The sequence below is a fragment of the Arthrobacter sp. AZCC_0090 genome (genome assembly GCF_014207375.1).
GTDB lineage: Bacteria > Actinomycetota > Actinomycetes > Actinomycetales > Micrococcaceae > Arthrobacter.
Window position 1 is genome coordinate 144,144 of record NZ_JACHEE010000003.1, and the last position, 26,038, is coordinate 170,181.

The 26,038-nt window shown below is 60.7% G+C and carries 17 protein-coding genes; 8 read left to right on the top strand and 9 right to left on the bottom strand.

The window, feature by feature from the left end:
- Nucleotides 1-110: 110 nt before the first annotated feature.
- Nucleotides 111-359, bottom strand: coding sequence for a WhiB family transcriptional regulator (locus HNP00_RS05970; protein WP_003804966.1), 249 nt, complete (start codon nt 357-359; stop codon nt 111-113).
- Nucleotides 360-587: 228 nt separating this feature from the next.
- On the opposite strand from HNP00_RS05970, the gene HNP00_RS05975 reads away from it, so the two are divergent.
- Entirely contained in the window at nt 588-1,085 is a 498-nt protein-coding gene (locus HNP00_RS05975; RefSeq protein WP_184736974.1) for a hypothetical protein, read from the top strand.
- 24 nt (nt 1,086-1,109) lie between these two features.
- Here the strand turns inward: HNP00_RS05975 and HNP00_RS05980 are convergent, their stop codons facing one another.
- Entirely contained in the window at nt 1,110-5,177 is a 4,068-nt protein-coding gene (locus tag HNP00_RS05980; protein ID WP_184736975.1) for an FtsK/SpoIIIE domain-containing protein, read from the bottom strand.
- Between the two features lie 213 nt (nt 5,178-5,390).
- Between HNP00_RS05980 and glf the strand changes: the two genes are divergently transcribed.
- Genes glf through HNP00_RS06005 form a run of 5 tightly spaced genes read left to right on the top strand, consistent with a single transcriptional unit; the run spans nt 5,391 to nt 12,418 of the window.
- Complete coding sequence (gene glf, locus HNP00_RS05985) at nt 5,391-6,578, top strand: UDP-galactopyranose mutase (protein WP_184736976.1); 1,188 nt, start codon at nt 5,391-5,393, stop codon at nt 6,576-6,578.
- On the top strand, nt 6,575-8,599 hold the full coding sequence (locus HNP00_RS05990; protein ID WP_184736977.1) for a glycosyltransferase: 2,025 nt from the start codon (nt 6,575-6,577) through the stop codon (nt 8,597-8,599). The genes glf and HNP00_RS05990 overlap by 4 nt, the downstream gene beginning before the upstream one ends.
- Nucleotides 8,596-9,489 (top strand): ABC transporter permease, encoded by an 894-nt coding sequence (locus tag HNP00_RS05995; protein WP_184736978.1) that lies wholly within the window; start codon nt 8,596-8,598, stop codon nt 9,487-9,489. The genes HNP00_RS05990 and HNP00_RS05995 overlap by 4 nt, the downstream gene beginning before the upstream one ends.
- A 3-nt stretch (nt 9,490-9,492) precedes the next feature.
- Nucleotides 9,493-10,230 (top strand): ABC transporter ATP-binding protein, encoded by a 738-nt coding sequence (locus HNP00_RS06000; protein ID WP_184736979.1) that lies wholly within the window; start codon nt 9,493-9,495, stop codon nt 10,228-10,230.
- Nucleotides 10,231-10,234: 4 nt separating this feature from the next.
- The gene (locus HNP00_RS06005) at nt 10,235-12,418 is read left to right on the top strand and encodes an acyltransferase family protein (protein ID WP_184736980.1); all 2,184 of its coding nucleotides are present in this window, start codon (nt 10,235-10,237) and stop codon (nt 12,416-12,418) included.
- A 123-nt stretch (nt 12,419-12,541) separates the two neighbouring features.
- On the opposite strand, the gene HNP00_RS06010 is transcribed toward HNP00_RS06005, so the two are convergent.
- From HNP00_RS06010 to HNP00_RS06035, 6 genes are all read right to left on the bottom strand, one after another.
- The gene (locus HNP00_RS06010; protein ID WP_311770507.1) at nt 12,542-15,061 is read right to left on the bottom strand and encodes a S8 family serine peptidase; all 2,520 of its coding nucleotides are present in this window, start codon (nt 15,059-15,061) and stop codon (nt 12,542-12,544) included.
- Nucleotides 15,062-15,526: 465 nt separating this feature from the next.
- Nucleotides 15,527-17,533: a DUF6541 family protein gene (locus HNP00_RS06015; protein WP_184736984.1), complete on the bottom strand. Its 2,007-nt coding sequence runs from the start codon at nt 17,531-17,533 to the stop codon at nt 15,527-15,529.
- Between the two features lie 47 nt (nt 17,534-17,580).
- The gene (locus HNP00_RS06020) at nt 17,581-18,696 is read right to left on the bottom strand and encodes a glycosyltransferase (protein ID WP_184736986.1); all 1,116 of its coding nucleotides are present in this window, start codon (nt 18,694-18,696) and stop codon (nt 17,581-17,583) included.
- On the bottom strand, nt 18,693-19,874 hold the full coding sequence (gene wecB, locus HNP00_RS06025) for a non-hydrolyzing UDP-N-acetylglucosamine 2-epimerase (RefSeq protein WP_184736988.1): 1,182 nt from the start codon (nt 19,872-19,874) through the stop codon (nt 18,693-18,695). Before wecB ends, HNP00_RS06020 begins: the two co-directional genes overlap by 4 nt.
- A 56-nt stretch (nt 19,875-19,930) precedes the next feature.
- Nucleotides 19,931-21,115 (bottom strand): hypothetical protein, encoded by a 1,185-nt coding sequence (locus tag HNP00_RS06030; RefSeq protein WP_184736989.1) that lies wholly within the window; start codon nt 21,113-21,115, stop codon nt 19,931-19,933.
- 2 nt (nt 21,116-21,117) lie between these two features.
- Entirely contained in the window at nt 21,118-22,272 is a 1,155-nt protein-coding gene (locus HNP00_RS06035) for a glycosyltransferase family 4 protein (protein WP_184736991.1), read from the bottom strand.
- A 146-nt stretch (nt 22,273-22,418) separates the two neighbouring features.
- Between HNP00_RS06035 and HNP00_RS06040 the strand changes: the two genes are divergently transcribed.
- Nucleotides 22,419-23,084 (top strand): glycosyltransferase family 2 protein, encoded by a 666-nt coding sequence (locus HNP00_RS06040; protein WP_395893787.1) that lies wholly within the window; start codon nt 22,419-22,421, stop codon nt 23,082-23,084.
- A gap of 13 nt (nt 23,085-23,097) precedes the next feature.
- Nucleotides 23,098-23,472: a DUF2304 domain-containing protein gene (locus HNP00_RS06045; RefSeq protein ID WP_184736995.1), complete on the top strand. Its 375-nt coding sequence runs from the start codon at nt 23,098-23,100 to the stop codon at nt 23,470-23,472.
- A gap of 134 nt (nt 23,473-23,606) precedes the next feature.
- Here the strand turns inward: HNP00_RS06045 and HNP00_RS06050 are convergent, their stop codons facing one another.
- The gene (locus HNP00_RS06050) at nt 23,607-25,907 is read right to left on the bottom strand and encodes a GH25 family lysozyme (protein WP_184736997.1); all 2,301 of its coding nucleotides are present in this window, start codon (nt 25,905-25,907) and stop codon (nt 23,607-23,609) included.
- Between the last annotated feature and the right edge of the window lie 131 nt (nt 25,908-26,038).

Here is a 26,038-nt window from a genome sequence, read left to right on the forward strand (position 1 = left end):
GACATACGAGGATGGCCCGGACCTTTCGGTCCGGGCCATCCTCGTATGTTCCGTTCGCTGCCGGCGCCGTGTTCTATCTTTCAGGCACCGTGGTCTATTTGCCGCCGGCTTTAGGAAGCGCGGCGTGCGCGGGCTGCGCGACGCTTGAGTGCACGGCGCTCGTCTTCGCTCATGCCGCCCCAGACGCCTGCGTCCTGGCCCGATTCAAGAGCCCACTGAAGGCATGTGTCCACGACAGGACAGCGGCGGCAGACACTCTTCGCTTCCTCGATCTGGAGAAGCGCAGGGCCGGTGTTGCCTACGGGGAAGAAAAGCTCCGGGTCCTTGTCAAGGCAGGCTGCGCGGTTACGCCAATCCATGCTGATCAGTCACTCCATTCGTGAGTACTAGGTGAGCCTTTTGTGAAAATATTCACGAGAGGCTTCACAGGAAAGGGGACCCATTGGGCCCCCTTGGTCGTCTGAGTCAAGCGTGTCATGTTAACGCCATGTAAACAAGGGGTTCAAGCCGTTGAAACCGTGAGCGATGCATCACATTGGTTGCCGATCTGCTCACAGGTATTTGACTATGTCCGGTAGTGTGCCAGTGTGTCAAGACCCCCTCTCAACCCTGCCCACGACCCTGCCGTGCCCGGCGACGACGGCCAAGGGACCAGCCACAACAACTCTGCTGGAGCCCCCGGCGGAGGACAGCGTCCCAAAGGAATCGTTGTGATTTCGATCGTGGTTTTGCTGGAAGCCCTCGCATTGTTGACCGCGGCGGCCCTGTATGTCTACCAGCTAGCGACCGGGGCGCCCGTAACCTCATTTTGGGGGGCGGTATTTACGCTGGGCCTTCTCCTTGCCTTTTCTGCGTGGTTGTTTGCGGTCAGCCACTTCTTGTTCCGTGGCTATCGTTGGACCCGCGCGGCGGCGTTGGTTGCCCAGCTGTTCGTCCTGACGATCGGGTTTCCCACGATGACCGGGGGGCTGGCCCTCGCCGGACTCGCCATGGTGGTTCCGGCTTTGGCTGGAATTGTCCTTCTGTTCGACAAACGGGTTATCGCCTTTGCTTCCCGAACGGGCGGATCCCGCGCCGCGCTCTGACCCCTTTCGCTCTGACGAAGCCCTTCATTCTGGAGCGGCGATCTGGACAGGACGCGTTCTTCCGTTCTCAATAAGGACAGCACGGCCCGGTGGGGCTTCCAGTTCGACGTCAACGCGGACGCCGAAGAGATCGCCGTCAGTAGGCGAGGTTTTGCCAAGGAGAATCCCGTTTCCGTGGGCTCGGGCAAGGGAAGCCAGGGGCGTCCGCTGCAGCAGGGCCGGACTGTGTGCCGCCGTTGCCACTACGGAGAATCCCATGGTGGGAAGCTCGGCAAGGAGCATGCCGGTTGCTCTACTCAGCTGTTCGGCGTCGTCCACCAGGAGATTGGTGTCGGTACCCACAAGCTTGCTGGTTGCATTCCTGTGGAAGTCCGCCCAGAAGGCATCCGGATCGGTACCCCGTGGTGGGCGCTGCCACTGAAGGCCTGGGTTGAGCAGCGGCAATGCGGTGAGCAACGACGACTTGCCGGATCCAGGAACGCCAAGCGCAAGAAGGACGCCCGAGGGCGGGAGCGTGATCCATACAGGTTCATGTTCGTCGCCTCCCAGACCAAGCAGCACCGCTCTGCGCACGCGAGCCGACGAAGGAGCAGTGGCTTCGATTCCGTGGTCCGCCACGATGTCCGAGGCCCGGACAAAGTGTGGCAACGGCTCCACCCGGAAAGGGCGTCGCATAGGGTTAGGGGGCTCGTGGGAGGGCCAAGCCGTGCTTGGCGGCGGGGCCACGAACTGGGTGACTGCCGTGTCGACATCAAGGAAGTTGCCACTCGCGACAGCCCTGCCCTTAAGAGGCTTTATTGCCGTAAATCGGGGCCACGCAAGCCGTGTTTCTTCGGTAGCGCCAAGGGGAAAGTATGCACGATTGGGAATTGACGCGAACATACGCGACGCGACCAGTTCCCTGTCACCCGTTACCAGAACGGTCAGTCCGGACTTCGGCCCATCGCGAACGATGGTGTGGACGAGGTCCTCGGCCCAAGCAAGTGGCCCGTTGCGCAACTCGGAGATCCAAGACCCCCAGCCGGAAATGACGAGCAGCAAGGGAACTTCTCCCATGACATCACCCCGGGCCCGCCGCGCCGACATTTCGTTCGCCAACCGCTCCAGAATCCGGGCGGCCCTCTTGGCGTGGTTGACGGAGGCGACGGCGCCGACGCGCCCGCCGGCTGCCACACCGGCGAAAGCGCCGTCGCCATCCAGGACATAAAAGTGGAGTTCCTCGGCACTTCCAACAAGCTGTGCAAACGCCGCCCGGCAGGCGTCTTCGACGCCGTTTGCGGGAGGACCGACAAGTCCGAGGTTCCCGTGCAGACTGGGAGTCCAGGTCAGACCCGTAACCCGTTGTTGCGAAGGTAAATCAACTAAGCCGAGGTAGGCCGTTCCTCCTGCCGATTTCCTGGGCTCTGCATGCTTGCCCGCCGATGCTGCCGCGCTAAGGCATAGGTCAAATGCGATGGATTCAGGAAGCGCGTCCGCAACAGGTCTTCGGGGCGGTCTACCTCCGTGGGTGGTCCAAACCCGATTGATTCCTTTGATAATGGGACGCGCGGCTTCTGCCGGGGTTGTCCCTGGATTTTGAATCCCTTCCTCGGCGTTCCCAGACGAGCCGCTGAAGCCGAGCCACTCTGCTGCCGTCCGGGCGACGATGCTCGTGAGTGGTCGAATACCCTCGCTGCTGGTGAGAGTCGCTGTCTGGAAAAGCTCGGCTTCCTCCGCCCCTCGAACCAAATAGGCCCGGCCAGGGAGGGACACCGGAATTGATGCGGCGGCCGGGGAGTTAATGATGTCCCGCGATTCCCAGTCTGATTGGACGCGAAGAGCAATGCTCGTAGTGACGTTGGCCCGGATGTCGGCACTCAGTGCGCCCTGCGGACGTTGTGTTGCCATGACCAGGTGGATGCCCAAGGACCGGCCGAGGGTGGCAATCCGCATCAGTTCGGCCAGAGCAGCCGGGGCGTCTTCAACAAGCATCCTGAATTCGTCGATCACAAGTACCAATCGGGGGATGATGGGCAATTGGTCTTTTCGTGCTGTCTGGATCCCGTCTCCCGACCCGCCGACCCTGGCCCGGTATGCTGGCAAGTCTGGGACATTTGCCTCCGCAAGGAATGCCTCCCGCATCCGAACTTCGGCACGGAGGGACACAAGGGTGCGCTCCAGTTCGTGTTCGCTGAGATCCGTGAGCATTCCGACGCATTGAGGCAGGTCGATCAAAGGCCCCAGACCTGAACCTCCTTTGAAATCAACAAATAGGAAGTTGACTCTCTCGGGGCTGTGGGTCAGTGAGATCGCTGTCACGATAGTGCGCAAGAGCTCGGACTTTCCCGATCCAGTCGTTCCGGCCACAAGGAGATGCGGGCCGTCGGAAACCAGATCCAGGGAGCGGGGCCCTTCGGTCCCTCGCCCGATGACCGCGGTGAGGCCGCTGCGTGCTGAAGAGTCGCTCCAGCGGGCCGCGATGCTTGAGGGGTCGTTCGGAAGCAGTTCGGCCAACAGGCACGCAGGGGGGACAACGGACGCATTTGTTGCCGCCAGTACGGGCACGGCGGCCAACGATCGGCAGTAGCGGTCAAAAACTGGGTGCTGGACAAAGTCAGGATCGAATTCCGTTTCTGTAAGACAGGACCGGAGGACTGCGCGTCTGTTCCAAAACTCGACAAGGCATATGCCTGCATCTCCGCCTGCTGCGCGTTGGAAGATTCTCCAGCCGGATTCGGCCGCCGCCTGCCGGAGTGAATCGTCGTCGGGATCAGGCTCGGACCCCACTAAGAAGAGCGCGCCTGGTTCCCCGGTTCGCTCGGAGAGAATGGCTGCTGCTGACCGGACGTCCGTGGTCATCGTGACTCGGGGTAGGAAGCGGGCGCTGAACGGCAAAAGGGCAATTGGGCCGTGGATGAGGATAGCGACATTCGATGCGCTGGGAAACGCCGCAAGTTGCATGAGCAGGAACCTGAACATGCCTTGGATCTTGGCTTCAGGTCCCGCAAAGGAAACCGTTTGGATGGTGGGATCCAAAACCATTGGAACCGGGCCCAACTGCGGCGGCTCGAAGCGTGGATCGGCGGGATCGAGTGCAACCAAGGCGTTCTGCGGACTGACGCCGAGCCGGAGCCAGATTTCATTCCAGCCTACCGTTTCGGCGGCGGTCAGTGGCGGCTTCAGTTGCTTTCGCCCACGTCCGTCTGAGACTGCTGAGGCAGTTGATCTGACCGCAAAGGCGAGCTCCGCGGCGGATGGTGAGCACCACCGCCGTCGGGCTCTGTCTTGTTCTACTGCCTCTTCGAGCGCTGCCGCCAGAAGGCGGCGCTGCCGTCTTCCCGAAATGGCCGGCGCGAGGACCGCGATGGCAGAAATTGCTGTGAATCCGAGGAACATCCACATTCCCGTGGCCAAGGCGATGCCGACTCCCAGCAGGAGCGGCAGCCCTGCAGTGAGGAGCAGTTGGACGCGGCCGTAGGTGTCACTGCGAGTCTGCACTGAGAGAGGCTCTGCGACGCCAAGGCCAGCTTTCCCCAGCGACTCTGCGCCGAATTCTCCATCGCCGAAGACTACTGACATTGCGGAGCGGCCACATTGGATTCTGGAGGCAGTTGAAAGGAAGGCCGAGCGGATTTTGCGTCCATCGACCCTGGTTCCGTTCACGCTCTGGTTGTCAGAGATCGTGAGTGCTGTCTCGGAAACCGTAAGGACTGCGTGAACCCGGGAAACGTCGGGATCCGGGAGGCAAATATCCGTACTGCTCCTGCCGATCCCGTAACTGCCGCGTTCCAGGGGAATGATCAAGCCTGCGGCGGGGCCCGTGTGCACCAGAAGTGACAAAGTTGCGGGGGTGCGTCCGCCGTCGCGGGCATCTTGTCCGCACGAATCCGCGCCGTCAACCAACACGGCTCCGGATACGAGAGGCGCCGCGCCGACGGTGAGACTCTCTAGTGGCAGCCCGTCCACCATCAGTTTCCCGGTTCCGAATTCCGCGGCCACTGCTGCCTGGACGTGGGAGCCCGAGCTGCCGTCGCCCACGGCGAGAGTCAGCTCGACGGGTTCTGCTTGCCGAAGTGCCCGCGGACCCCGGACCAGGGTGCAATGGAATGTCACTGTTTGCCCGCTCCTTCGAGTTGGGTGATTGATGCTCCTCCAACGTATTTGCAATGAGATCCGGATGTTCTCGGTCGATTGGCGTATGTGGAAATCGCTGCGCTCGCTGGTCAGCGAACGAGCCCGGCAGCAATTGGATGCGGCATCTCAGGTAGGCTTGACCTGCAGCCAGTGCAGATCATTGGGCTGCCCGCATTCGAACCAGGAGTATTTGTGACCGCTGACCTCGTCATCGTCGGGTCAGGCTTTTTTGGCCTGACAATCGCAGAACAGGCCGCCACTGAGCTGGGCTTGAAGGTTGTTGTCATTGACCGCCGTCACCACATCGGTGGCAACGCCTACAGCGAAACGGAAGAGCAGACCGGAATCGAGGTGCACCGCTACGGTGCGCACCTCTTCCACACCTCAAATGAGCGCGTGTGGGAGTACGTCAACCGGTTTACGAGCTTCACCAACTACGTGCACAAGGTGTACGGCGTACACAAGGGCGAGGTCTACTCTCTCCCCATCAACCTGGCAACGATCAACCAGTTCTTCCGTGCCAACTTGACTCCCAGCCAAGCGCAGGACCTGATCAAGGAGCAGGCTGGCGAACTCGCGGGAACCGATCCGCAGAACCTTAATGACAAGGGCATCCAGCTGATTGGTCGCCCCCTGTACGAAGCTTTCATCAAGCATTACACCGGCAAGCAATGGCAAACTGACCCCAAGGACCTGCCAGCGGGAATCATTTCGCGGCTTCCCGTCAGGTACAACTACGATAATCGCTACTTCAACGACAAATATGAAGGCCTGCCGACCAACGGGTACACCGCGTGGATCGAGAAGATGGCCGAACACCCGAACATCGACGTACGTCTGAACACTGACTTCTTTGACGATTCCCATGAGTATTCAAAAGACAAGGTCGTCGGGAAGATTCCCGTTGTTTACACCGGCCCTGTTGACCGGTACTTCGACTACGTCTCTGGAGATCTGTCCTGGCGCACCATCGATTTCGAAGAAGAAGTCCTGGACATGGGCGATTTTCAGGGAACGTCCGTTGTCAACTACAACGACGCCGACGTCCCCTTCACTAGGATCATTGAGCCGCGCCACTTCCACCCGGAGCGTGGCTACCAGACGGAAAAGACCGTCATCATGCGAGAATTTTCTCGGTTTGCGGAAAGCGGCGACGAACCGTACTACCCGATCAACACCCCGGTTGACCGCGAGAAGCTTCTGAAATACCGCGATCTTGCGGCAGCTGAAAAGGACGTGCTGTTCGGCGGGCGTCTCGGCACCTACAAATATCTCGATATGCACATGGCCATTGGTTCTGCCCTGTCCATGTTTGACAACAAGATCCGTCCGCACTTCGAAAGCGGCGCAGAGATTGAAAGCGGAGGAGTGGACGCATGAGCGTTTCAACGGAACCCCTGAATACGGACGCTACGCCCGGGCTGGGCGAGGAGTGGCAAACAGTCCATCGTGTTGTCTTTCCGACTGACGGAGATTCCGACACCCTTCCCTTGTATCTAGACTTCAACTCGGCTCAGCGTGTTGTTTCTGAAGAATCGCAGACGTCCAAGTCCGGGGCGGGTGTCACAGCCGTCACTTCCAGTGGTGCAAAGATCCGGTCGGATTTCATTGAGAACCGCCGCCAGTTGCACTTGCCGGCCTATCGACGACTCTCGTTTGGAACGTACTTCAACGCTTTTCCCGCAAGCTACTGGCGGGCGCACACAGATGTCACTAGTGTGCGTCTTACGGTCGCGGTTGACGCCCCGGCAACCGTGGTCATTCTGCGGTCCACGGCGAGGGGTACCTCCAACAGGGTGGAAAGCATCAGCGTGGACGCGGGACAACCTGTGGATGTTGTCCTACCGCTGGCTAACTTCGGCGATGGCGGCTGGTACTGGTTTGACCTCGTGGCTTCGTCTGAACAGGTCAAACTTCTCGGCGCCGAATGGTCTGTACGCAAGCCCGAAGGGTTCGAGGCGGGCACCGCCACGGTTGCCGTGACCACCTTCAACCGCCCTGATTTCTGTGTCAAGCACCTTTCCACTTTTGCCGAATCTCCAGAGCTCCTGAACGTCATGGACCGGCTCCTGATCACCGACCAAGGGACGCAAAAGGTTCGGGACCAGGAGGGGTTTGAACAGGCTGCCGCCCGACTTGGAGACAAGTTCGCACTCATAGAGCAGGGAAACCTCGGCGGTTCGGGCGGCTTTGCCCGCGGAATGCTTGAGACGGTTGAGGACGGTCGAAGCAAATACGTGCTGCTGCTGGACGATGACGTGATCATCGAAACAGAAGGCGTATTGCGCGCCATCAATTTCGCTGACTTCACGAGGAAACCGTCGATCGTCGGCGGTCACATGTTCAATCTGTATGAGCGCTCGGTCATGCACAGTTTCGGCGAGGAAGTCAACGAGTACAAGTTCCAGTGGGGCGCCGTCGACGGCACAAAAGAGGCCCATGACTTCTCCGCGAGCAACCTTCGCACCACGCCGTGGATGCACCGCCGGATCGATGTGGACTTCAACGGCTGGTGGATGTGTTTGATTCCGACCAGCGTTGTGCGCGAGATAGGGCTCTCGCTTCCGGTATTCATCAAGTGGGACGACGCCGAATACGGCATCCGGGCCCGCCGTCATGGCTACCCCACAGTTAGCCTTCCCGGAGCTGCCGTCTGGCACATGCCTTGGACTGAAAAGGATGACACGATCGACTGGCAGGCGTATTTCCACCAGCGAAACCGCTGGCTTGCCGCCCTAGTCTACTCACCCTACAAAAAGGGCGGATTTCTGCCACGCCAGAGTTTCATGGTAGACGTCAAGCACTTGCTGTCGATGCAGTATTCCGCGGTCGAGCTCCGGCTTGACGCCCTCGAGGACCTCCTCAAGGGACCGTCCCATTTGCACGAGACAATCAAGACCAAGCTCCCTGAAATACGTGCCCGACGCGCGGAGTTTGATGATGCGCGCATCACAAAGGAAGTGGCAACCTTCCCGCAAGTGAAGCGCGTGAAACCCCCGCGGCGCGGGAAGAAGCCATCCTCTCCGAAGTCGATTTTTGCTGCCCTCGCGACGGCCGCGTCAGCCGGAATCCGTCAGGTTCAAAGCGTGCGGCCTGGGGCGCTTGAGCACCCCGAGGCGCTTGTCCCGGCAATGGACGCCCGCTGGTGGCGCCTGTCCCAGTTGGACTCCGCAATCGTGTCGTCTGCGGACGGAACTGGTGCCTCCTGGTATAAGCGTCATCCTGAGCATTTCCGCAATATGATGGCCCGCAGCATAAAACTCCATCAGCAACTTCTCCAAGACTGGGAAAAGCTTGCCGAGGAATATGCACGGAGCCTGCCCGAGTTCACGTCCCAGCGGGCGTGGCGCGAGACGTTCGACGCGGTGACCACGACCCCGCAAGAAAAGGTCAACGGGTGACAACTGCGAGTGACTTTAACGAGTCCGCCTCTCTCGTCCGACCGGGCGTGGGAGGCGGACTCGCTGATGTGTTCAGACAGCGATTCTTGCTCAAGCTGCTTGTCCGGAAAGAACTGCAGATCCGTTACAAGGGATCGGTACTTGGGCTGCTTTGGTCCTATGTAAAACCTGGGGTCCAGTTTCTTGTCTTCTATATCGCCTTGGGCGTCTTTCTTGGACTCGAGAAAAGCGCTCGAAACCCTGACGGCTTGGGCAATTACGCCGTGTACTTGTTCTCCGGAATTGTTCTGATCAACTTTTTCACCGAGGCGCTCAGTAACGCAGCCCGCTCCATCGTCGGCAATGGTGGTCTTATCAAGAAGATCTATCTGCCACGCGAGCTCTTTCCCGTTGCATCGGTCTGGGTTTCCGCCGTCCATTTCATTCCCCAGTTGGTTGTCCTCGTTGTTGCCTGCTTTTTTGCAGGATGGCACCCGAGCTTCCTCCAGTTGATCGCGGCCGTCGCCGGTTTCGTGGTCGTAGCTATGCTCGCTACCGGTCTGGGACTGCTCTTTGGCTCTGCGAATGTCTATTTCAGGGACTCCGAGAACATCGTCGACATGCTTCTGATGGTTGCGACCTGGGCTTCTCCCATCATGTATTCCTGGACGATGGTGAGGGAGAAACTTGGCGAGGGTTGGTATTCCCTCTACCAGGTCAATCCCATCACTATAGGCGTTGAAGCCTTTCACTACGCCTTCTGGCTTCCCACCACTGATGGAACTGCTCCGATGCCGCCGAATCTTTTGCCAGTCTGGGTCCCTGTGGGACTCTGTGTTTCCCTCGCAGTTCTTGTTCTTGGCCAGTGGGTATTCCGCCGGCTTGAGGGCCGATTCGCACAGGAGCTCTAAAGGATGTCCGTTGCAATCGAGGTTCAGCAACTAAACAAGCAGTTTGTGCTGAGACATACGCGTTCCCTCAAGGAAGCAATTGTCTGGCTAGTCACCGGACGCAAGGGCGACATCTCGAAGAAGTTCCACGCTCTTCACAATGTCGATCTGGAAATCCAACAAGGGGAGACCGTCGCCTTGTTGGGCTTGAATGGCTCCGGCAAGTCCACACTGCTCAAGCACATCTCCGGGGTTATGTTGCCAGATAGCGGATCCGTGCGGACGAGAGGCCGAGTCGCCGGCCTTATCGAGGTGGGCGCTGGCTTCCATCATGATCTGTCCGGACGGGACAACGTTTATCTAAACGGCGCAATTTTGGGGATGACAGAGTCCCAGATCGACGAACAATTTGACTCCATCGTGGAATTTTCCGAGATCGGCGAGTTCATCGACACCGAGGTCAGGTTCTATTCATCGGGAATGTACCTTCGCCTTGCGTTCTCTGTGGCCGTCCACACTGACCCCGAGGTTTTCCTCGTGGACGAGATATTAGCAGTCGGAGACGAACCGTTTCAGCGTAAGTGCCTCGCCAAGATCAAGGAGCTTTCCGCAGCAGGGAAGACCCTCGTCGTGGTCAGTCACGACCTTGAACTCGTTTCCCGTATTTGCGATCGGGGTGTGGTTCTCAAGCACGGAAATGTCGTGTTTGACGGAGCCATTGATGACGCTGTGGCTCAGCTTCGCACCGAAAGCTCGCGCTGATCCGATGACGTTTTCACAAGACAGTATTTCGGCTGGCAGTGGCGAGGGACTCGACGGACACCTCGCGCGAGAATCCCCCCTCCGTGTAAATGAGGCACCCGCTAAACCTCTGCCCGGCAAAAGACGATTCCGTACTGACATCCAGGCGCTGCGCGCACTTGCCGTGAGCCTAGTAGTGGCCAACCATCTTTGGCCTGTCCAGTTGCCTGGCGGATATGTCGGCGTTGATGTCTTCTTTGTCATTTCTGGATTCCTGATCACCTCGCACTTGAGCAAGGAACTCTTGGCGAGTGGTCGGGTGCGCTTGGGCCAGTTTTATGCAAGACGAGCCCGAAGGCTCTTGCCAGCGGCCCTGATCGTGCTGGCGGTATCTCTCGCGGCAACTTGGCTATGGCTGCCATACACTCGTTGGACTGCTAACGCCCAGGAAATTGTGGGCAGCGCCTTCTATGTCGAGAATTGGGTGCTCGCGGCGAAGTCGGTGGATTACTCAGCGATGAATGCGTCGGCAACGATGGTGCAGCACTATTGGTCGCTCTCTGTCGAGGAACAGTTCTACCTAGCCTGGCCGCTGGCTCTGATCAGCCTCTACGTATTGTCGGTACGACGGCGCCGCGACCCTCGCCGTACCCTCGTGACCGGTCTTGGGGTGGCTGTGGTCGCTTCTTTCGGGTTCAGCATCTACCTGACGGCCGTCGCACACAGCCAAGCGTATTTCAGCACTCCGGTGCGCGTTTGGGAGTTCGGCGCGGGTGCCCTCCTGGCTTTGTCAGTTCCTCGCGCGGCTCGCCTTCGGCGCACCTTGAACATTATGGCGCTGAGCGGGTTCGCCCTCATTCTTCTGTCCGCTGTGATCTACGATCACGCGACCCCATTTCCAGGCTGGACCGCTCTGGTGCCGGCCGCGGGCACAGTGCTGGTAATTCGTGCAGGCGCAAGCGGTGCGAACTTGTGGCACGACCGGCTCACGGCGCTGAAACCGGTGCAGTTCATAGGCAACATATCGTATTCGCTGTATCTGTGGCACTGGCCCCTGATCGTCGTGGCGCCGTTCTTGCTGGGGACTACACTGGGCACCGTGGCCAAAATGTCGTTGGCGCTCGTGGCAGTGCTTCTGGCTTGGCTGACGAAGTTGTGGATTGAGGACCGATGGACCATGCGGCCCCAACACGCCACGCGGTCACGACGCGTGCTCGTCAGTGTTGCGGCCGGCATGATCGCGTTGGCGTTGGGCGGGACGACGCTTCACCTGCAGGTAGCACCCAAGGCTCAGGCCGCCGCGACTCTTGCCCGGACTGACGCGGAGGGTCCTTGTTTTGGACCCCGGGCGGTTGACAAGCCCGAATGTGGTGACCCGTTCGCCCGCCCCGTTAAGGATGCGAATATGGGGCCCGCCAACGAGTACTGGGGCATGCCCGCGGACTGTCCAGCCACGAAGGACACTCTCGGTGAAGCCAACCCGGGAGGCCCGGCAATCTGCGACTACTCGGGCGGGCGCCGTGATGCTGAGTCTGTCTGGCTGGTGGGAGATTCGCACGCCCAGCAATGGCAGCCGGCAATCATCGAACTGGCCCGAACAAATCACTGGAGGCTGAAAATTAGCTACAGCGGTGGATGCCCGCTGGCTGATGTACGTTACATCGGCTACCGCGGGTCCGCTGCGGACCCAGCCGCTGTAGAGAGGTGCGGGCTTTGGCGCAGAAACGTCGCCGACGCCGTGGAACGGGACAAGCCCGCAAAAGTCTTCACTTCGAGCTTTGCAGCAGGAGAACAGATCAATGACGGTTCCGGCCGGTCCCAACTGGAGCAGTACAAGGCAGGTTTCAGCAGCTACTGGACGCGCTGGACACAGGCTGGGGCGGTCGTTTACGCAATCGCTGATCCGCCGCTCAACGACAAGGTCCGGGACGCCAGCTGCGTAGTCCTCAGTGCCGACAGTCCGCTCACGTGCCGCGCCCCAAGAAACCAAGCGCTGCCTGAGGATCCCATAGCCGCCGCGGTCACCGCGGCCAATGACAATAAAGTGCGGCTGCTAGATTTATCCCGCTATTTCTGTGACGAGTCTTACTGCTACGGCGCGGTCGGTGGAGTTCCCATTTACTATGACCTCGACCACCTGAACCGGCAGGTCTCATCACGGCTTGCATTGCGCATAGGCGCGGAGCTTGGTGCGCCGGCACCACGCTGAGTCCTGTACGGCTGGTCAGGTTCCGAGCCGGGCCAACAGCCATTCCAACAAAGAAGAGAAGCGGGTCGGTTCAGCTTCCCGAGGGATCTGAACCGACCCGCTTCTCTTCGCGGGGCAGGCCTGCTACCTGATGACAGCTCCGCCGGAAGCCGTCCAGTAGATGGTGCCCCCCTGGAATCCTTGGGCGATGCCACCATCGGGAGTCGAGTATTCATCAGTGGTGGGGTAGCCTAGCTTGCCTGTTTCGTAACCTTGGGAGGCCCAAGCGGCGCGGATAGGGCCTGCCGTGGCGTGGGCGCCGGTGTCGGCCGTCCAGTAGATGGAGCCGCCTTGGTAGGCTTGGGCGATTCCACCGTTGGGGTAGCTCATCTCATCCGTCGCGGGGTAGCCGAGCCGCCCGCTTTCGAACCCCACCCTGCCCCAGGCCGCGCGGATCGGACCCGCGCTGGAGTGGGCTCCGGTAGCCGAGGTCCAGTAGATGGATCCACCCTGATATACCTGGGCGACGCCGCCATACGGGTAGTTCATCTCGTCCGTCGTCGGGTAGCCGAGCTTGCCGTTTTCGTAGCCCACAGCAGCCCAAGCGCTTCTGATGGGGTTGGCGCTGGCGTGGGCTCCTGTGACGGCGGTCCAGTAGATTGACCCGCCTTGGAAATTCTGGACGACACCGCCGTTTATCCCCGGAGTTTCGTCGCTCGTGGGATAGCCAAGCCTTCCTTTTTCGAAACCTTGCACGGCCCATGCGGCTCGGATGGGGCCCGCCGTGGCGTGGGCACCGGTGTCTGCTGTCCAATAAATAGAGCCGCCCTGGTAACCCTGGGCGAGGCCGCCGTTCGAGTAGCTGAGGACGTCGGTGGTGGGGTATCCGAGCTTTCCGCTTTCAAAGCCCATAGCTGCCCAGGCTCCGCGGATTGGTCCTGTGCTGGCGTGTGCACCCGTGTCAACGGTCCAGTAGATAGAGCCGCCTTGGAAGCCCTGGGCTCGGCCACCGTTGGGGTAGCTCAATTCATCGGTAGTCGGGTAACCAAGTGTGCCGCCCTCGAAACCCAGTGACGCCCAAGTGGACCGGATAGGACCCGCGGTGGCGTGAGCTCCGGTGGCCGCCGTCCAGTAGATGGCGCCGCCCTGGAAGCCCTGAGCTCTGCCAGCATTGGGGTAGTCCAGCTCGTCGGTGGTGGGGTAGCCGAGCTTACCGCGTTCGAATCCGAGTGCGCCCCAGGCGGCGCGGAGCGGGCCTGAGGTTGCGTGCGCCCCGCTGCCCGCCGTCCAGTAGACCGAAGCTCCCTGGAAAACCTGGGCGAGGCCGCCATTGGGGTAGCTCAGGACATCCGTGGTGGGGTAGCCGAGGCTCCCGTCCTCGAAGTTCTGTGTTGCCCAGAGGGTCCGAATGGGGCCGTTGGTAGAGTGTGCTCCGCTTGCCGGCGACCAGTGCACGGCACCGCGCTCGAAGCTTAGGTAGCCGCCTCCGTCCTTGAGGCCATAGGTTTCGCCAGACATCGCTGCCCCGAATGCTCCGTTGAGTTGTGAGCCCTTCAGGGCAAGGGGAGCAGGGAGGTAGAGAAGCTTATTGGGTGTTCCGGCCGAGACCGATTTCACGACACCGCTGGTCGCGTTTGAAAGGATGGCTGCGCTGACCTGGGCCGGTGTCATCTGGGGATTCCGGGATAGCAGCACAGCAGCGGCACCAGCAACGTGCGGGCTTGCCATGGACGTGCCGGACATGATCTTCGAGGCCGTGTCCGAAGCGATCCCGGCCGAAGTAATGTCTTTGCCGGGGGCATAAAGGTCAACGCAGCTGCCGACGTTTGACCAAGGCGTCTGGGTGTCGCTTGAATCGGTTGCGGCCACAGTCAGGACATCCGGGACCCTTGCTGGCGAACCGGAACAGGCATCGACGCCGTAGTTGCCTGCCGCCGCAACTACGGTGATCCCATGGTCGATGGCGCCTTGAACCGCGGCATCGAAAGCCATGTCTGTGAAACCCGCCATGCTCATATTCAACACGGCAGGAGTTCCGGCCTGATGGTCGGCCGTAATCCAGTCAATGCCTGCGATCACCCCCGAGGTATATCCTGAACCGCTGCAGTCCAGGACCCGCACGGGAACGATGGTGGCTGACTTTGCGACGCCGTATGTGCTGCCCGCAAGAATACCGGAAACGTGGGTTCCATGTCCGCTGCAGTCCCCGGTACCCAGGCCATCGTCGACATTGCTCCAGCCTGTGCTAACCCGTCCAATGAACTCGGTGTGTGATGAACGTATTCCGGTATCCAAGACATAGGCTGTGACGCCTGCGCCGGTTCCTATCGGTTGGTAGTACGTATTCAGCGGTAGATCGCGCTGATCCGTCCGGTCGAGCCCCCACGGCGAAGAGTCTTGGGCGACGGTGATGCGCTGGTCGACCTGAACTGAAACGACATCGGGGGATTGCGATAGCTTTGCGGCCTCTGCCGGAGTGGCTGTAACAGCAGCGCCTTTGAGCGCATGCGTGAAAGTCTTGTCGACGGCCACGCCCTTGGACTCCAAGTTGCTCGCTTTTGTGCCGATATCGGTTTCCTGTGTGTACCGGACGATGTACCGGACCTTTCCATCAGAGGAGGCGTCCGGCGTCGGCGGCGTTGGAGACGGTGCAACTGGCGCCACACTGCCAGCCGTTGCGGAAGGAACGCCCGTGGCTGTTGGTCTAGCCGGCCCTGAAGGGTAAGCAGTGGCTGCGGACGTCGACGGGGACGGGGCAGCCAGCGGAGCTGGAGTGGCCGAGGGCGCCGCGGCGGCTCCAGACGGTTCAACCGTGGTAGCGCCCGCGATGCCCGAACCCGCGAATGTCAACGAGCAAAAAACAACTGCAACAAAGACATTCCTGGCCGAGGAGGGGCTAAATGGCATGAGCATCTTCCAATTGGATTTGGGGCCCTGCCCCATATTGCGTTCCGCGTCGTCAGACTGAAAATGAATACTGCACCACGAAGCACAGGAGCCACAGCCTTCACAGACGAAGATACACGACGAATGCGAATGGAAGAGGGATTCCACGGCGCTCACAGCGGGCCTGACCACTGACCCGCCGTGAGGTGGTGGTGTTGGACACACGCCGAGGCTTGCGAGGCGTCAGGCTCCGCAGGCCGAGACCTTGTAAAGCTTCGCAGGCCCTTCGGAATCGATGAGCCTGAAGCCAGGATTTATCTCAAGGTTCTGGACGCCAGGAAATTCGTGGTGGCCCCCATGGACTTCGCGGGTGCCGAAATCCAAAACGTAGTATGCCTTGAGCTTGCGGACAGCGTCGCAAACTTCCGGCGTTTCACCCGCATGATTGAGTTGACGCAGGATTTCGATCGTCGAGGCGTCATACTCTCCGAAAACGTGAGGCGTCAGGGATTTGCGGTCCGAGATTGCGTAGACCATGGAAGCACCCGTCCACGGACTCGAGACGACGACGTTGTCAGCAGGAATCTCGGAGCCAGCCCTCCGCAGCAACGTCATCTCGTCACGGGAGACCAACGGTGAATCCGACGTGACCGCATAGTTGCTCGCCGCGGAGCGAACGGCTGCGGACACGGCCCCGCCTTGGGAAAGCACGAAGAGTCCGCACAACGCGAGCACAGAAAGAATGACGGACGCTGTCTTAGCCCGGGTTCCGCTGACCCATTCCCTCAACACCGGCGCCTTGCGCGCGGTTAGACGGTCGTGGAGGAACCCTCGCAGGAGATCGGCCAGCCACGCGGCACCGAAAACTGCGACCGGCAGGGTTGCTACAGGCAATAGTGCCGCCAGGCGGAACGGATCGTTGTACCAGACGCCGCCGAACCAGGTCCGGAAGCTCCCGAAGGGGTAGCCCGAAACGATGATGAACATCAGTCCGGAAACAACGAACATTGCCAGCAGCCAGAGGTGACGGCGCTGCCGTAACAGTGCCCAGATCCCGAGCAGGGTCAACGCGAAGATGAGCCACGGGATCGGTCGGCCTTGGGGAGAGCTAGTCAGAGCCTGTCCGAAGGCCTGGCTGAGTGTCTGAACGGGTTGCCACGTGGACTGGGCCTCGTCCGGCCGAAGGACCTTCCAGCCGATTGTGAGCACACCGGTGTAAACAATCAACGCGATCAGGAGCGTTGCCGCCGTGGGCCGGGCCCCGAAGCGAGGTCGCCAGAGCCGGAAAGCCGCGACGCCGGCTGCCAAGACTGCCGGATACGTCCATGCGAAAAACGCCAAAAGGGTGCTTGGGTGCGCTAGGGCAAGTCCCGGAAGGGCTCCCAACAGCAGGATCCAGGCAGAGCCAGGCGGAAGTGCCAAGCCACGAGCCACCCGAAGGGCCAGGGCAAGGAGCGCGATGCAGGCGGGGAGCATCGCGATTGAAAGTAGGTTCGGGTAGAGGACGCCGAAATCGACCATCAGAAAAGGGAAAGCGCTGAAGCCTGCTGCGAGGGCGCAGCTGCTGACAACCACTGTTCGGCGCCGGCCGAAGAGGGAGGTCGCGAGCAGAACGCACGACAAGGGCCAGATGAGCCCCCCAATGGCAATGTTGGTGGCATTGACTGCCGCCGGAATCGTGCTGCCCGTCAGTTGCTGGGTCAGCGATACGACATCATGCCACGCGGCAGGGTAGAAGCCGCCGATCCCGTTGGAAGCGGTGAATCCGCTAACCCGCAGCGAGGACGCGTTGCCTGTGTCCACGATGTAGCGGACAGCGTTGAGATGGAAGATATTGTCAAAGGTTTGCGAGATGTTCTCGGGTCCACCGAAGACCTGGCCGAGTCGCCAGAAGAGCACCGCAAACACTGCCGCCATGGCAAGCCAGCTGATGAAGATGCCATTCCAGTTTCGGGAGGTCCTCCCGGAACGTGTCCCTCGCCTGCGGATCGACGACGGCCACAGCCGGCGCACCGCGAAGATCGCCACTGCAAGGAGGACGGATACAGCGAGAACCACCAGAATGTTCCAGGGAAGGCCGGCGAAACCGGCGAGTATCGCGGAAACGGATATGAGGGTCACACTTGCAGGTCCGGCCGAGCCGGCGAGCACCCAACCGCGAACACCTGTTGCCCATGCGAGCAGGAGACCTGGGACCAGCAGAATCAGGATTGCGGCGGCTACCAAGGGGGCCAGGCTGGCGTAAATCATGGGCATACCCCATTGCAAGGCAACATGAAACTACTTTCCGGCGCAGTCTAGAGAATTGAGCGGTAGATCGAGAGGAGGCGTTCCTCCATGATGTCCCAGCTGAAAGTGGATTTGAAAAGCGTACGAGCGCGTAATTGAATTTCCGTAAGCTCATCGGCATCGGCGAACAGGCGGCCTGCAGTCGCTTCGAAAGAAGCCGCAGAGTAATCACAGACCGCGCCTACTTTATGGTTGCTGACTAACTCGTCCACACCTGTGTCTTTGGCGACAATTATCGGCAAACCCAGCATCAGAGCCTCGTAGAACTTGTTTGGCGAGGAGAATTTGTGGTTGGGAACCGCAGGATCGTAAACGGCGAGCAGACAGTCTGCCGCTGCTTCCAGCTTTAGCGTTTCCGCATACGGCAGCCGGCCGTGGAAAGTGATGGAGTCATAGTCGGCGGCGAACTGGCGAGCTTTCCCTTCGAGAGCACCAAAACCGCCGATGTCCAAGTGCCAATCTGGTCGTCGGGAGAATAGCTCCAAAAGCTCGGAGATGAGGCGGCCTTCGCTGAGGATTCCGACATAGACGAACCGTTTGCGGTAATCCGCGTCCCTTACTGCCTGCACGTCCGTGTTGGGCGGCGAGTTGTGGATGACCACCAGCCGCTTCGGTCGGGCCTTGGCCAGTTGCGACTCGCGGTTTTCGCCGACAATGATCACAACGTCGGCCCGGTTGATGACAAACGTATCGATTCGTTCGATCAGCGGAGCCACAGTACGGGGAACCGAAAATGAATCAACAAAGTAGTCGTAAATGTCGTAGACCAATGGCACACGCAGGATCCTGGCCATGATCAGGCCGCTCAATGCGGTGCCGAGGTCGCTCGCATGGATTGCGGTGAGGTCCTTGCGGTGCTTCCACAACTGCCGCAGTAGAAATAGTTGGAACAATGCCATGCCCAGCAGCGTTCCGAGGCTCGCACCGTAGCTCGATTTGATCCCCGAACGAATGATCCGTGCGCGGCCGTTGGGAAACGTTAGAACTTCGTCCCGGGCAAGATCGCCGTCGCGGTCCCAGCCCAGGATCAGGATGTCAGGGTGTTCCGTCAGAACGCTATTGACTTCCTTTTCGACCCGTGGGTCAGGGGCAACATGCGTTGCACGTAGAAAGGCGATGGTCATGCGTGCGCGCCGGCCTCGGATGCTCGATGCGGGAACGACGGATCGAAGTCCGGCAACCGTTCCCCGGTTCCGAACAAGGCGCGGACGGCGGCCAGGGTGCGGGCACTGGCGTTGCCGTCGCCGTAGGGGTTTACTGCCTGCGCCATCGAAGTGTAGTGCGCCTCGTCGTGCAGGAGCGCGGTGACCTCTGAGACAATCCGGTTCTCGTCAGTACCGATCAGCCGCACTGTCCCGGCGTCCACGGCTTCGGGTCGTTCGGTGTTCTCGCGCATAACGAGGACCGGCTTGGCGAGGCTGGGGGCCTCCTCCTGGACTCCACCGGAATCCGTGAGCACGACGTCGGCAAGGGAAAGCATGCGAGTGAACTCGCCGTAGGCAAGTGGCTCAGTCACGATGACGTTTGGGCACGTTTCGATGAATGGAAGGACAGCTTCCCGCACCACCGGATTCTTATGGGCGGGAAGGACGATTGTGAGGTCTGGCTCGCCCTCGGCGATCCGGGCAAGGGCGCGTCCTACCGCGCGCATGGCCTCGCCCTGGTTCTCACGGCGGTGCGTGGTGACCAGCAGGATCCGGCGCCCGGTGTCCGCAAGCTCCTGCAGCACAGGGTCGGAAAAGGGAACCCGCTTGCCGACGGTGGCCAGCAGGGCATCAATGACGGTGTTGCCGGTTACGACGATGTCCTTATCCGGGATGCCTTCCGCCAGGAGGTTTCTCTTGCTCTCCGAGGTCGGAGCCAAGTGGAGGGCAGTGATTTGCGAGGTGATCTTCCGGTTCGCCTCTTCCGGGAACGGCGAATGGAGGTTTCCGCTGCGCAGTCCAGCCTCCACATGGATGACCGGAATGCCGTGGTAAAACGCCGCGATGGCGGCGGCAGTCGACGTCGTGGTGTCGCCCTGGACGATTACAGCGTCAGGCTTCCGCTCATTGAAGAGTTTGTCGAGTCCCTGCATGGTCCGGGTCATGATGCCGGTCAGCGACTGCCGGGGCTGGATGATGTTCAGGTCATAGTCGGGAACGATTTCGAACAACTCGTTAACCTGGTCCAGCATCTGCCTGTGCTGCCCGGTCACTGTTACAACGCACTCAAAGTCCGGGGACTCGTGGAGTGCTGAGACGATCGGAGCCATCTTGATGGCTTCCGGGCGGGTGCCGTAAATCGGCATGAGCGTACGCATCAAAACTCCCTTTGGTGATCACAGTGAAACTCTGGCCACTTTACCAAAGCTGCCACTTAGGACTTGCTGGCCTGAACTAGTATCCGGCCGTGCTGGCGGACAAGGAATGCCGGCCAGACCAACGCGGCGGCTGCATTCGCTGCGACGAAGCCCCAAACGGCCCCATCAAGCCCATTGAGGAACAAGCCTGTGAACGGGAACAGGATGTGCATGACTGTCTGGACCGCCCGACCCTTGACGAGGCTGTCGTGAGCCAGGATGCCGCGGGAGACGACGTAGTAGAAGTGTCCTAAGAACCCGACCGCGACATAGATGGTGCAGGCTGCCGCGTACTTCGCGAGGGTCGCCAGGGCACCGGCAACGAAATGAAGCTGGGGAAGGATGAAGCCGAGGACCACAAAACAGCCGAGCGCCATCAATCCCGCCATGCCGAGGACTCCAAAAAGTACCTTTCGGCTCAGCAGCAGCCGTGGTGGCATTTGGGAAATGTTCGGCCGGATGGGATCGAGCGTCAGCTGGATGGGCATGGCAACACTTGAGATGCTCCGGTATGCGCCGAAATTGCTTGTGCCAAGGAAGGGCGCCATCGCGAGAGGCGCGCCGATCGATCCCGCGTCCATCAGCAGGGACTCGCCCAGCAGGGGAACAATCCGTTTTCGCCGCTGCTGGATCCAGGCGACGAGGCCCGATCCGCGGCGGAAGCGCGACGGGGGGAAAAGCATGGAGGAAGCAATGCTTGCCAGTGCCCACGCCCCCAGCACCCCGCCCAGAGCCCCGGTGCGGAAGAACAAGGCAGCCGCCACTGTCAGGATGAACACGGCGACGCCGACGACGTCGGATATCAGAACGGCCTGGGGGCCCCGGCTCGCCGAATGGAAGAACCGGGCGCCCAAGCGGTAGATGTTGGCCGCCACGCCGAGCGCGGAGGCAATGGCGTTGGTCCAGTTGCCGAGGACTACCGCAGCGACAGCAAGGGTGAGAATCCCGGCGAGGGCGGCACCCGTGAACAGTGCGCCCGAGTAACCGAGCCATTCATTGTGGATTGGGTTCTGCGTCCGCCCTCGCGCCCAGGTGTCGCAGATTGCAGAAAGGGTCATCGACCAGCCCAGGGCAAAGATCAGATACGGAACGGAAAATGCGCCGTACTCCGCTGTTGAGAACAGCAATAGGGCCGAGATGGGCACCATGGCGCTGCCCGCCGCACCCAGCAGGGAGGAACCGAGGAAGTGGAGCCGCGCCATCCTCAGGGCTTCCGCACGCTGTCAACAACCGCCAAATACTCCGCCGCCCGCTGTTTCCAGTCGAAGGATGCCACGAGCTCGGGCGCCGGTCGGGACGCAGGGGAGTCGAGTGCGTCCCGGACGTTCTCGACCCAAGCACCGGAATCCCCGGCCTCGGCAAGCCGTACGTCCGCGCCGGCCGCAAGGAGGTACTGAGCAGCACCGACCGGTGTGCTGACGACCGCGGCGCCAGCCGCAACGGCTTCGAGCAAGGTGGTCTGGAAACCCTCGGAGAGCGTTGTGGGGTTGAGGAAGACGCCGCCCCGCAGCAACTCCGCTATCCGGGCCTGTGGTTGCTGGCCATGGACGATGACGCGGTCTGCCATCGGCGAGGCTGCGGCTCGAGCTTCCAATGCTGCGCGCTCGGTGCCATCGCCGACCACATGTAGTTCCATTTCCGGGTAGTCAGCTGCAAGATGCTCGGCAGTTGCGAGGGCGAGATCCCAACCCTTGCCGGGGACGACCCGTCCGACATAAACCAGCTTTGTCCTCCGAGCGGCGATTTCAGGCCCCTCCTCGGACCTACATGCGAAGGCGGTCGTGTCGATGGCGTTGTGAAAGACCTGGCCGTTAACACCGGCGAGCTCGCGGACGAAGTCGCGTGCTCCCTCCGAAATACATAGGACTGTGGTGGCGCCACGCAGCACGAGCCTGCCCATGGTTTTGTCGATCAGCCTGCTGGCCAGGGCCACGAGGGGCGAGACCCCCTTGACCTCTGCAGAGCCATGTTCCGTGTGGATGCCCGGAACGGACAGCCGCCGGGCCAGTCGGACGCCGATCAAGGACATAGGAAAAAAACGAGTATGCGAGGAGATCGCCGTGACCGACTCTTGGGCGAGCATTTTCCGGATTTTCCTTGCAGTCCCGGGCCACGGCCACGCGAGGACCCCGCCGACAGCCGGGGAGCATTTGAATCGGACAATTTTCGGATTGGAGGCCAGGTCCGAAGGTGTGTCGTTGTCAAGGCTAAAGATAGTGACCCGGACCCCCAAGTTGGCGAGTTCCTTGGCGAGCGCGGCTACGTGGAACTCCACGCCCCCGATCTTAGGCAGGAAGTTGTTCACGACGAACGCAATGTGGTGGGCAGGTTCCGGAACCGGAAGAACAGGGGCGGTCAAAGTAACTGGCAGCTTTCTCTCGGGGCCCACACCGCCGTCGCCAGCACTTGCGACAGCCCGATGCGCCGGGTTTGACCACTATACCGGCAGCATCCTGCAGCCCGGGGGCGGGGGCGCCGGTCGGGCATATGGAATACTGGACTCTTGTGAGTCGCACATGGTTCGTTATCCCGATGTACAACGAGGCTACCGTCGTCGGCGGGGTCGTGGCGGATCTCCGGAAGGAGTTTCCCCACGTTGTCTGTGTTGACGACGGCAGTTCCGATGGCTCCCAAGACATCGCGCGCGCGGCTGGCGCGATAGTTGTACAGCATCCCATCAATCTGGGCCAGGGCGCAGCCCTGCAGACTGGGTTCGAATACGCTCTTCAAGACCCCGAGCTCGATTGCATTGTGACGTTCGACGCCGATGGGCAGCACCGGATTGAAGACGCCAAAGCGATGGTTGAGCGGATCCGTAGCGGCGAAGCGGAGATCGTCCTGGGCTCAAGGTTCCTGGACAAACGGACCAAGCTGTCACCCGCTAAGCGCGTTGTGCTGAAGACCGCCGCTATCCAGTCACGACTGGCCACGGGCATGGATCTTACGGACGCACACAACGGACTCCGGGCCATCAGCCCCGCAGTGGCTCAGCGGATTCATCTCACGCAGAACCGGATGGCCCATGCCTCGGAACTCGTACATCAGCTGGCGAAGATGCAGCCACGGTATGTGGAGCATCCTGTCGAGATCATCTACACCGACTATTCCAAAGCCAAAGGCCAGTCTCTTCTGAACGCTGTCAACATCGTTTTCGAGCTGTTCTTCAAATAGTAAGGTCCCCGACATGTTGATTATCGTCCAGATTGCGCTTGTCCTTGCCGTCATCTTTGTCTCTGTGGCACTGATGCGCGGGGGATCCAATGCCCGTCACCTCGCTATCCGCCGGATGCTGCTGATCGTGTTCGCCGTGGTAGCGGTTCTCTCGATTTTCTTCCCAGGCATGCTCTCCACTGTCGCTACGTTCTTCGGCGTAGGGCGCGGGACCGACCTCGTCTTGTACGGAACCATCGTCTCGGTGTTGGTCTTCATGTCCACGACGTATCAGCGATTCCGTCACATGGAGACATCCATGACCCGCCTCGCCCGCCGGATCGCGATCGACGAGGTTCCCCGTCCCGAAGACGCAGCCGAGCAAGTGAGCCAGCGTCACGAAAACTGAAATGCCCTGACGCGTTCCGCTTTCGTGCAAAACGCCAACAAAGAGGCCGGCCCTGGACCATCTGTCGTTCCGGGGCCAGCCTTCCTTGGTTGTCGAAGGCTTTCACTGAGGCCGGGTCCCGTCGCCGTACACGGCTACGGGTTCATGACGATGGTGATTCCCCCTGCAGCGGTCCAACGGATTGTGCCATTCATGAAGCTCTGTGAGCAGCTTGTGCTGCTGGAACACTGTTCACTGCTGCGCGGGATTCCCAAGGCCCCGTCGACGCCACCCCGGCTGAGCCAGGCCTGGCCGATTTCCTTGCTGGTATTGACGATCTGAAGGCCGGTTGAAGCCGACCACGTCACGAACCCCGAGAGGAAGCGCTGGTAGCAGATAGTGCTCTTGCACTGTTCCGCGCCGGCCGGATATGACAAAGCACTGGTCGGCCCGCCCAACGATTCGTAGTAGCCTCCGACCGTCTGCGGTGAGCCATTGGTCCACACCGGTTGTATCCCGCCCGCGGCGCTCCAGTAGACATTGCCGAACTGGAACTTCTGCACGCACGCACCGGATTGGCAGGTCTCCGCGCTGATCGGGAAGCCGTATTTACCGGCGGTTCCGCCGAGATTCAGGGTGTAGTACGCAGCGACTGTGGAGTTGTCGTTGCTGTAATAGAGGGGTTGAATTCCGCCGACGGCGCTCCAGACTATGGTACCGAACTGGAAACGCTGCTGGCACGAGGCACTGGAACAAGTTTCGGGCCCGATCGGGAATCCATACCGGCTCGTGGTCGCGCCGGATTTGACCCAGAGCCCGCCGATCGTGGAATTGTCGCCATTGGTGAAGACTGGCTGGACGCCCCCGACAGCACTCCAGAGGATTTGGCCTCTTTGGAACATCTGCACGCAATAGTTCGAATAGCATCGCTCGCTCGACGTCGGGAAGCCGAACTTGCTGTTCAGGCCACCCAGCTTGATCCATGCGCCACCGACGGTCGAGTTGTCGCCCGCCGTGTAGACAGGTTGGATGCCGGTGGCGGCGGTCCAGTAGATCGATCCGCGCTCAAAGTACTGGACGCAGTAGCTGGCGGCGCAGGACTCGCCAGTAGTCGGAAGACCGTATTTGCTGCTCGGGCCGCCCAGGCTCTTCCAGTAGGCGCCGATCGTAGAGTTGTCCGGCCCGGAGTAGATCGTTTGGACCCCGGTGGTGGCCGACCAGTAGAGGTCCCCGTTTTCGAAGTTTTGAACGCAATAGGAGCCATTGCAGGCTTCGTTGCCTATTGGTAGCCCGAAGGGCCCTGCGGCCGCTCCCGAACTGCGCCAAAGGGAGCCTATTCCGCCGGACGTGGCGACTGATAGTACGCCGCGCTGCGCTGTCCAATACACCATCCGGCGTTCGAAAACCTGGAGACATAGCGAGGAATCGCAGCTCTCGAAGCTGGTGGGGGAGCCCCACGAACCGGTGGCTCCACCAGCAGCGAGCCAGCTCTGGCCGATGCCTCCGTTGGTGTTGACCGTAACGCCGGTCGCGAAGGTCTGCAGCTGGCCAAGCGTGCCACGCCATACGTCAGAGTCACCGGCGAAGGGTCCTGTGCTGCTGTATTGCCAGATATCGTAGCCCAGCCAGCCGTTGGGAAGTGTCCCAGGGCTGCTGGCGGGCTGTGTGAAGTATGACGCGATATGCAGTGGGTTCCCGGAGAATCCTCCGTTGTTTCCAGCGCAAGTACTCCACCAGTCCGTCGTCGTGTAAATCGCGGGAAGCCGCTTAGTCAGCGAGTACACGGTATCGGAGAAATCCCTGACCCACGCAACGATTTGATCCGGTGTGCGGTCATAGCAGGTGTTCCCGAAGTACGAACCCACGTAGGGGTTGTATTCGATGTCCAGCAGAGGAGGGAGTGTCTTGCCGTCGTTGGACCACACCCCTCCGTTGGCGACGAAGTACCGTGCCTGATCGGCTGCGGTCCCGGCATCAGGATGGGGGATCGCGAAGTGGTAGGAACCTCGGACCAGGCCGGCGTCGTAGGATTTGTTGAACTGTTGGGAAAACGCGGGGTTGAGGTAGTAGTTTCCCTCGGTCGCTTTCACATAGGCGAACTTTGCGCCTTTCGCGACTTCCGCGCCCCAGTCCACTCCCGCTTGGTAGTAGCTGACGTCCAAGCCTTGCACCCCACTGGGCATCCAGGTGGACATTGCGGCGGCGGAGCCCAATGAGGCCGCCCCGGGCGTGGCGCTTCGCTGGTGCTTGCGTACGCCGTCACCCATGCTGGCTCCGTTTGGACCGATTCTCGAAAGAAAGTCGCTGTTCACCGCGGAAGGCAGTGCCGTTGGAGCTGAAGGAACGGAAGTGGTCTCGGCCGCCGACGCCTGAACCAGTGACGTAAGCACCAGGAAGGCAGAAGCGCTTACCGCCACTCCCCAGCGCCAGCGGGTGCGGACGTTCTGAGTGGACATCAGGGTCCGAACTCGACTCATATTGTTCTCCTGGAGAAGGGTAAGCTTACCGTCCCGGTGCACCCAGCACGTTGAACACGGGTGCACCAGGGCGGATCGAACAGCCGCACCCTCCGCATGGCGGAAACAAC

What these genes read in the sequence shown, in the direction of transcription:
- HNP00_RS06005 (WP_184736980.1), top strand. Translation starts at nt 10,235, where the DNA reads ATGACGTTTTCACAAGACAGTATTTCGGCTGGCAGTGGCGAGGGACTC.
- HNP00_RS06020 (WP_184736986.1), bottom strand. Translation starts at nt 18,696, where the DNA reads ATGACCATCGCCTTTCTACGTGCAACGCATGTTGCCCCTGACCCACGG.
- HNP00_RS05970 (WP_003804966.1), bottom strand. Translation starts at nt 359, where the DNA reads ATGGATTGGCGTAACCGCGCAGCCTGCCTTGACAAGGACCCGGAGCTT.
- HNP00_RS06000 (WP_184736979.1), top strand. Translation starts at nt 9,493, where the DNA reads ATGTCCGTTGCAATCGAGGTTCAGCAACTAAACAAGCAGTTTGTGCTG.
- HNP00_RS06015 (WP_184736984.1), bottom strand. Translation starts at nt 17,533, where the DNA reads ATGATTTACGCCAGCCTGGCCCCCTTGGTAGCCGCCGCAATCCTGATT.
- HNP00_RS06045 (WP_184736995.1), top strand. Translation starts at nt 23,098, where the DNA reads ATGTTGATTATCGTCCAGATTGCGCTTGTCCTTGCCGTCATCTTTGTC.
- HNP00_RS05990 (WP_184736977.1), top strand. Translation starts at nt 6,575, where the DNA reads ATGAGCGTTTCAACGGAACCCCTGAATACGGACGCTACGCCCGGGCTG.
- HNP00_RS06030 (WP_184736989.1), bottom strand. Translation starts at nt 21,115, where the DNA reads ATGGCGCGGCTCCACTTCCTCGGTTCCTCCCTGCTGGGTGCGGCGGGC.
- HNP00_RS06050 (WP_184736997.1), bottom strand. Translation starts at nt 25,907, where the DNA reads ATGTCCACTCAGAACGTCCGCACCCGCTGGCGCTGGGGAGTGGCGGTA.
- wecB (WP_184736988.1), bottom strand. Translation starts at nt 19,874, where the DNA reads ATGCGTACGCTCATGCCGATTTACGGCACCCGCCCGGAAGCCATCAAG.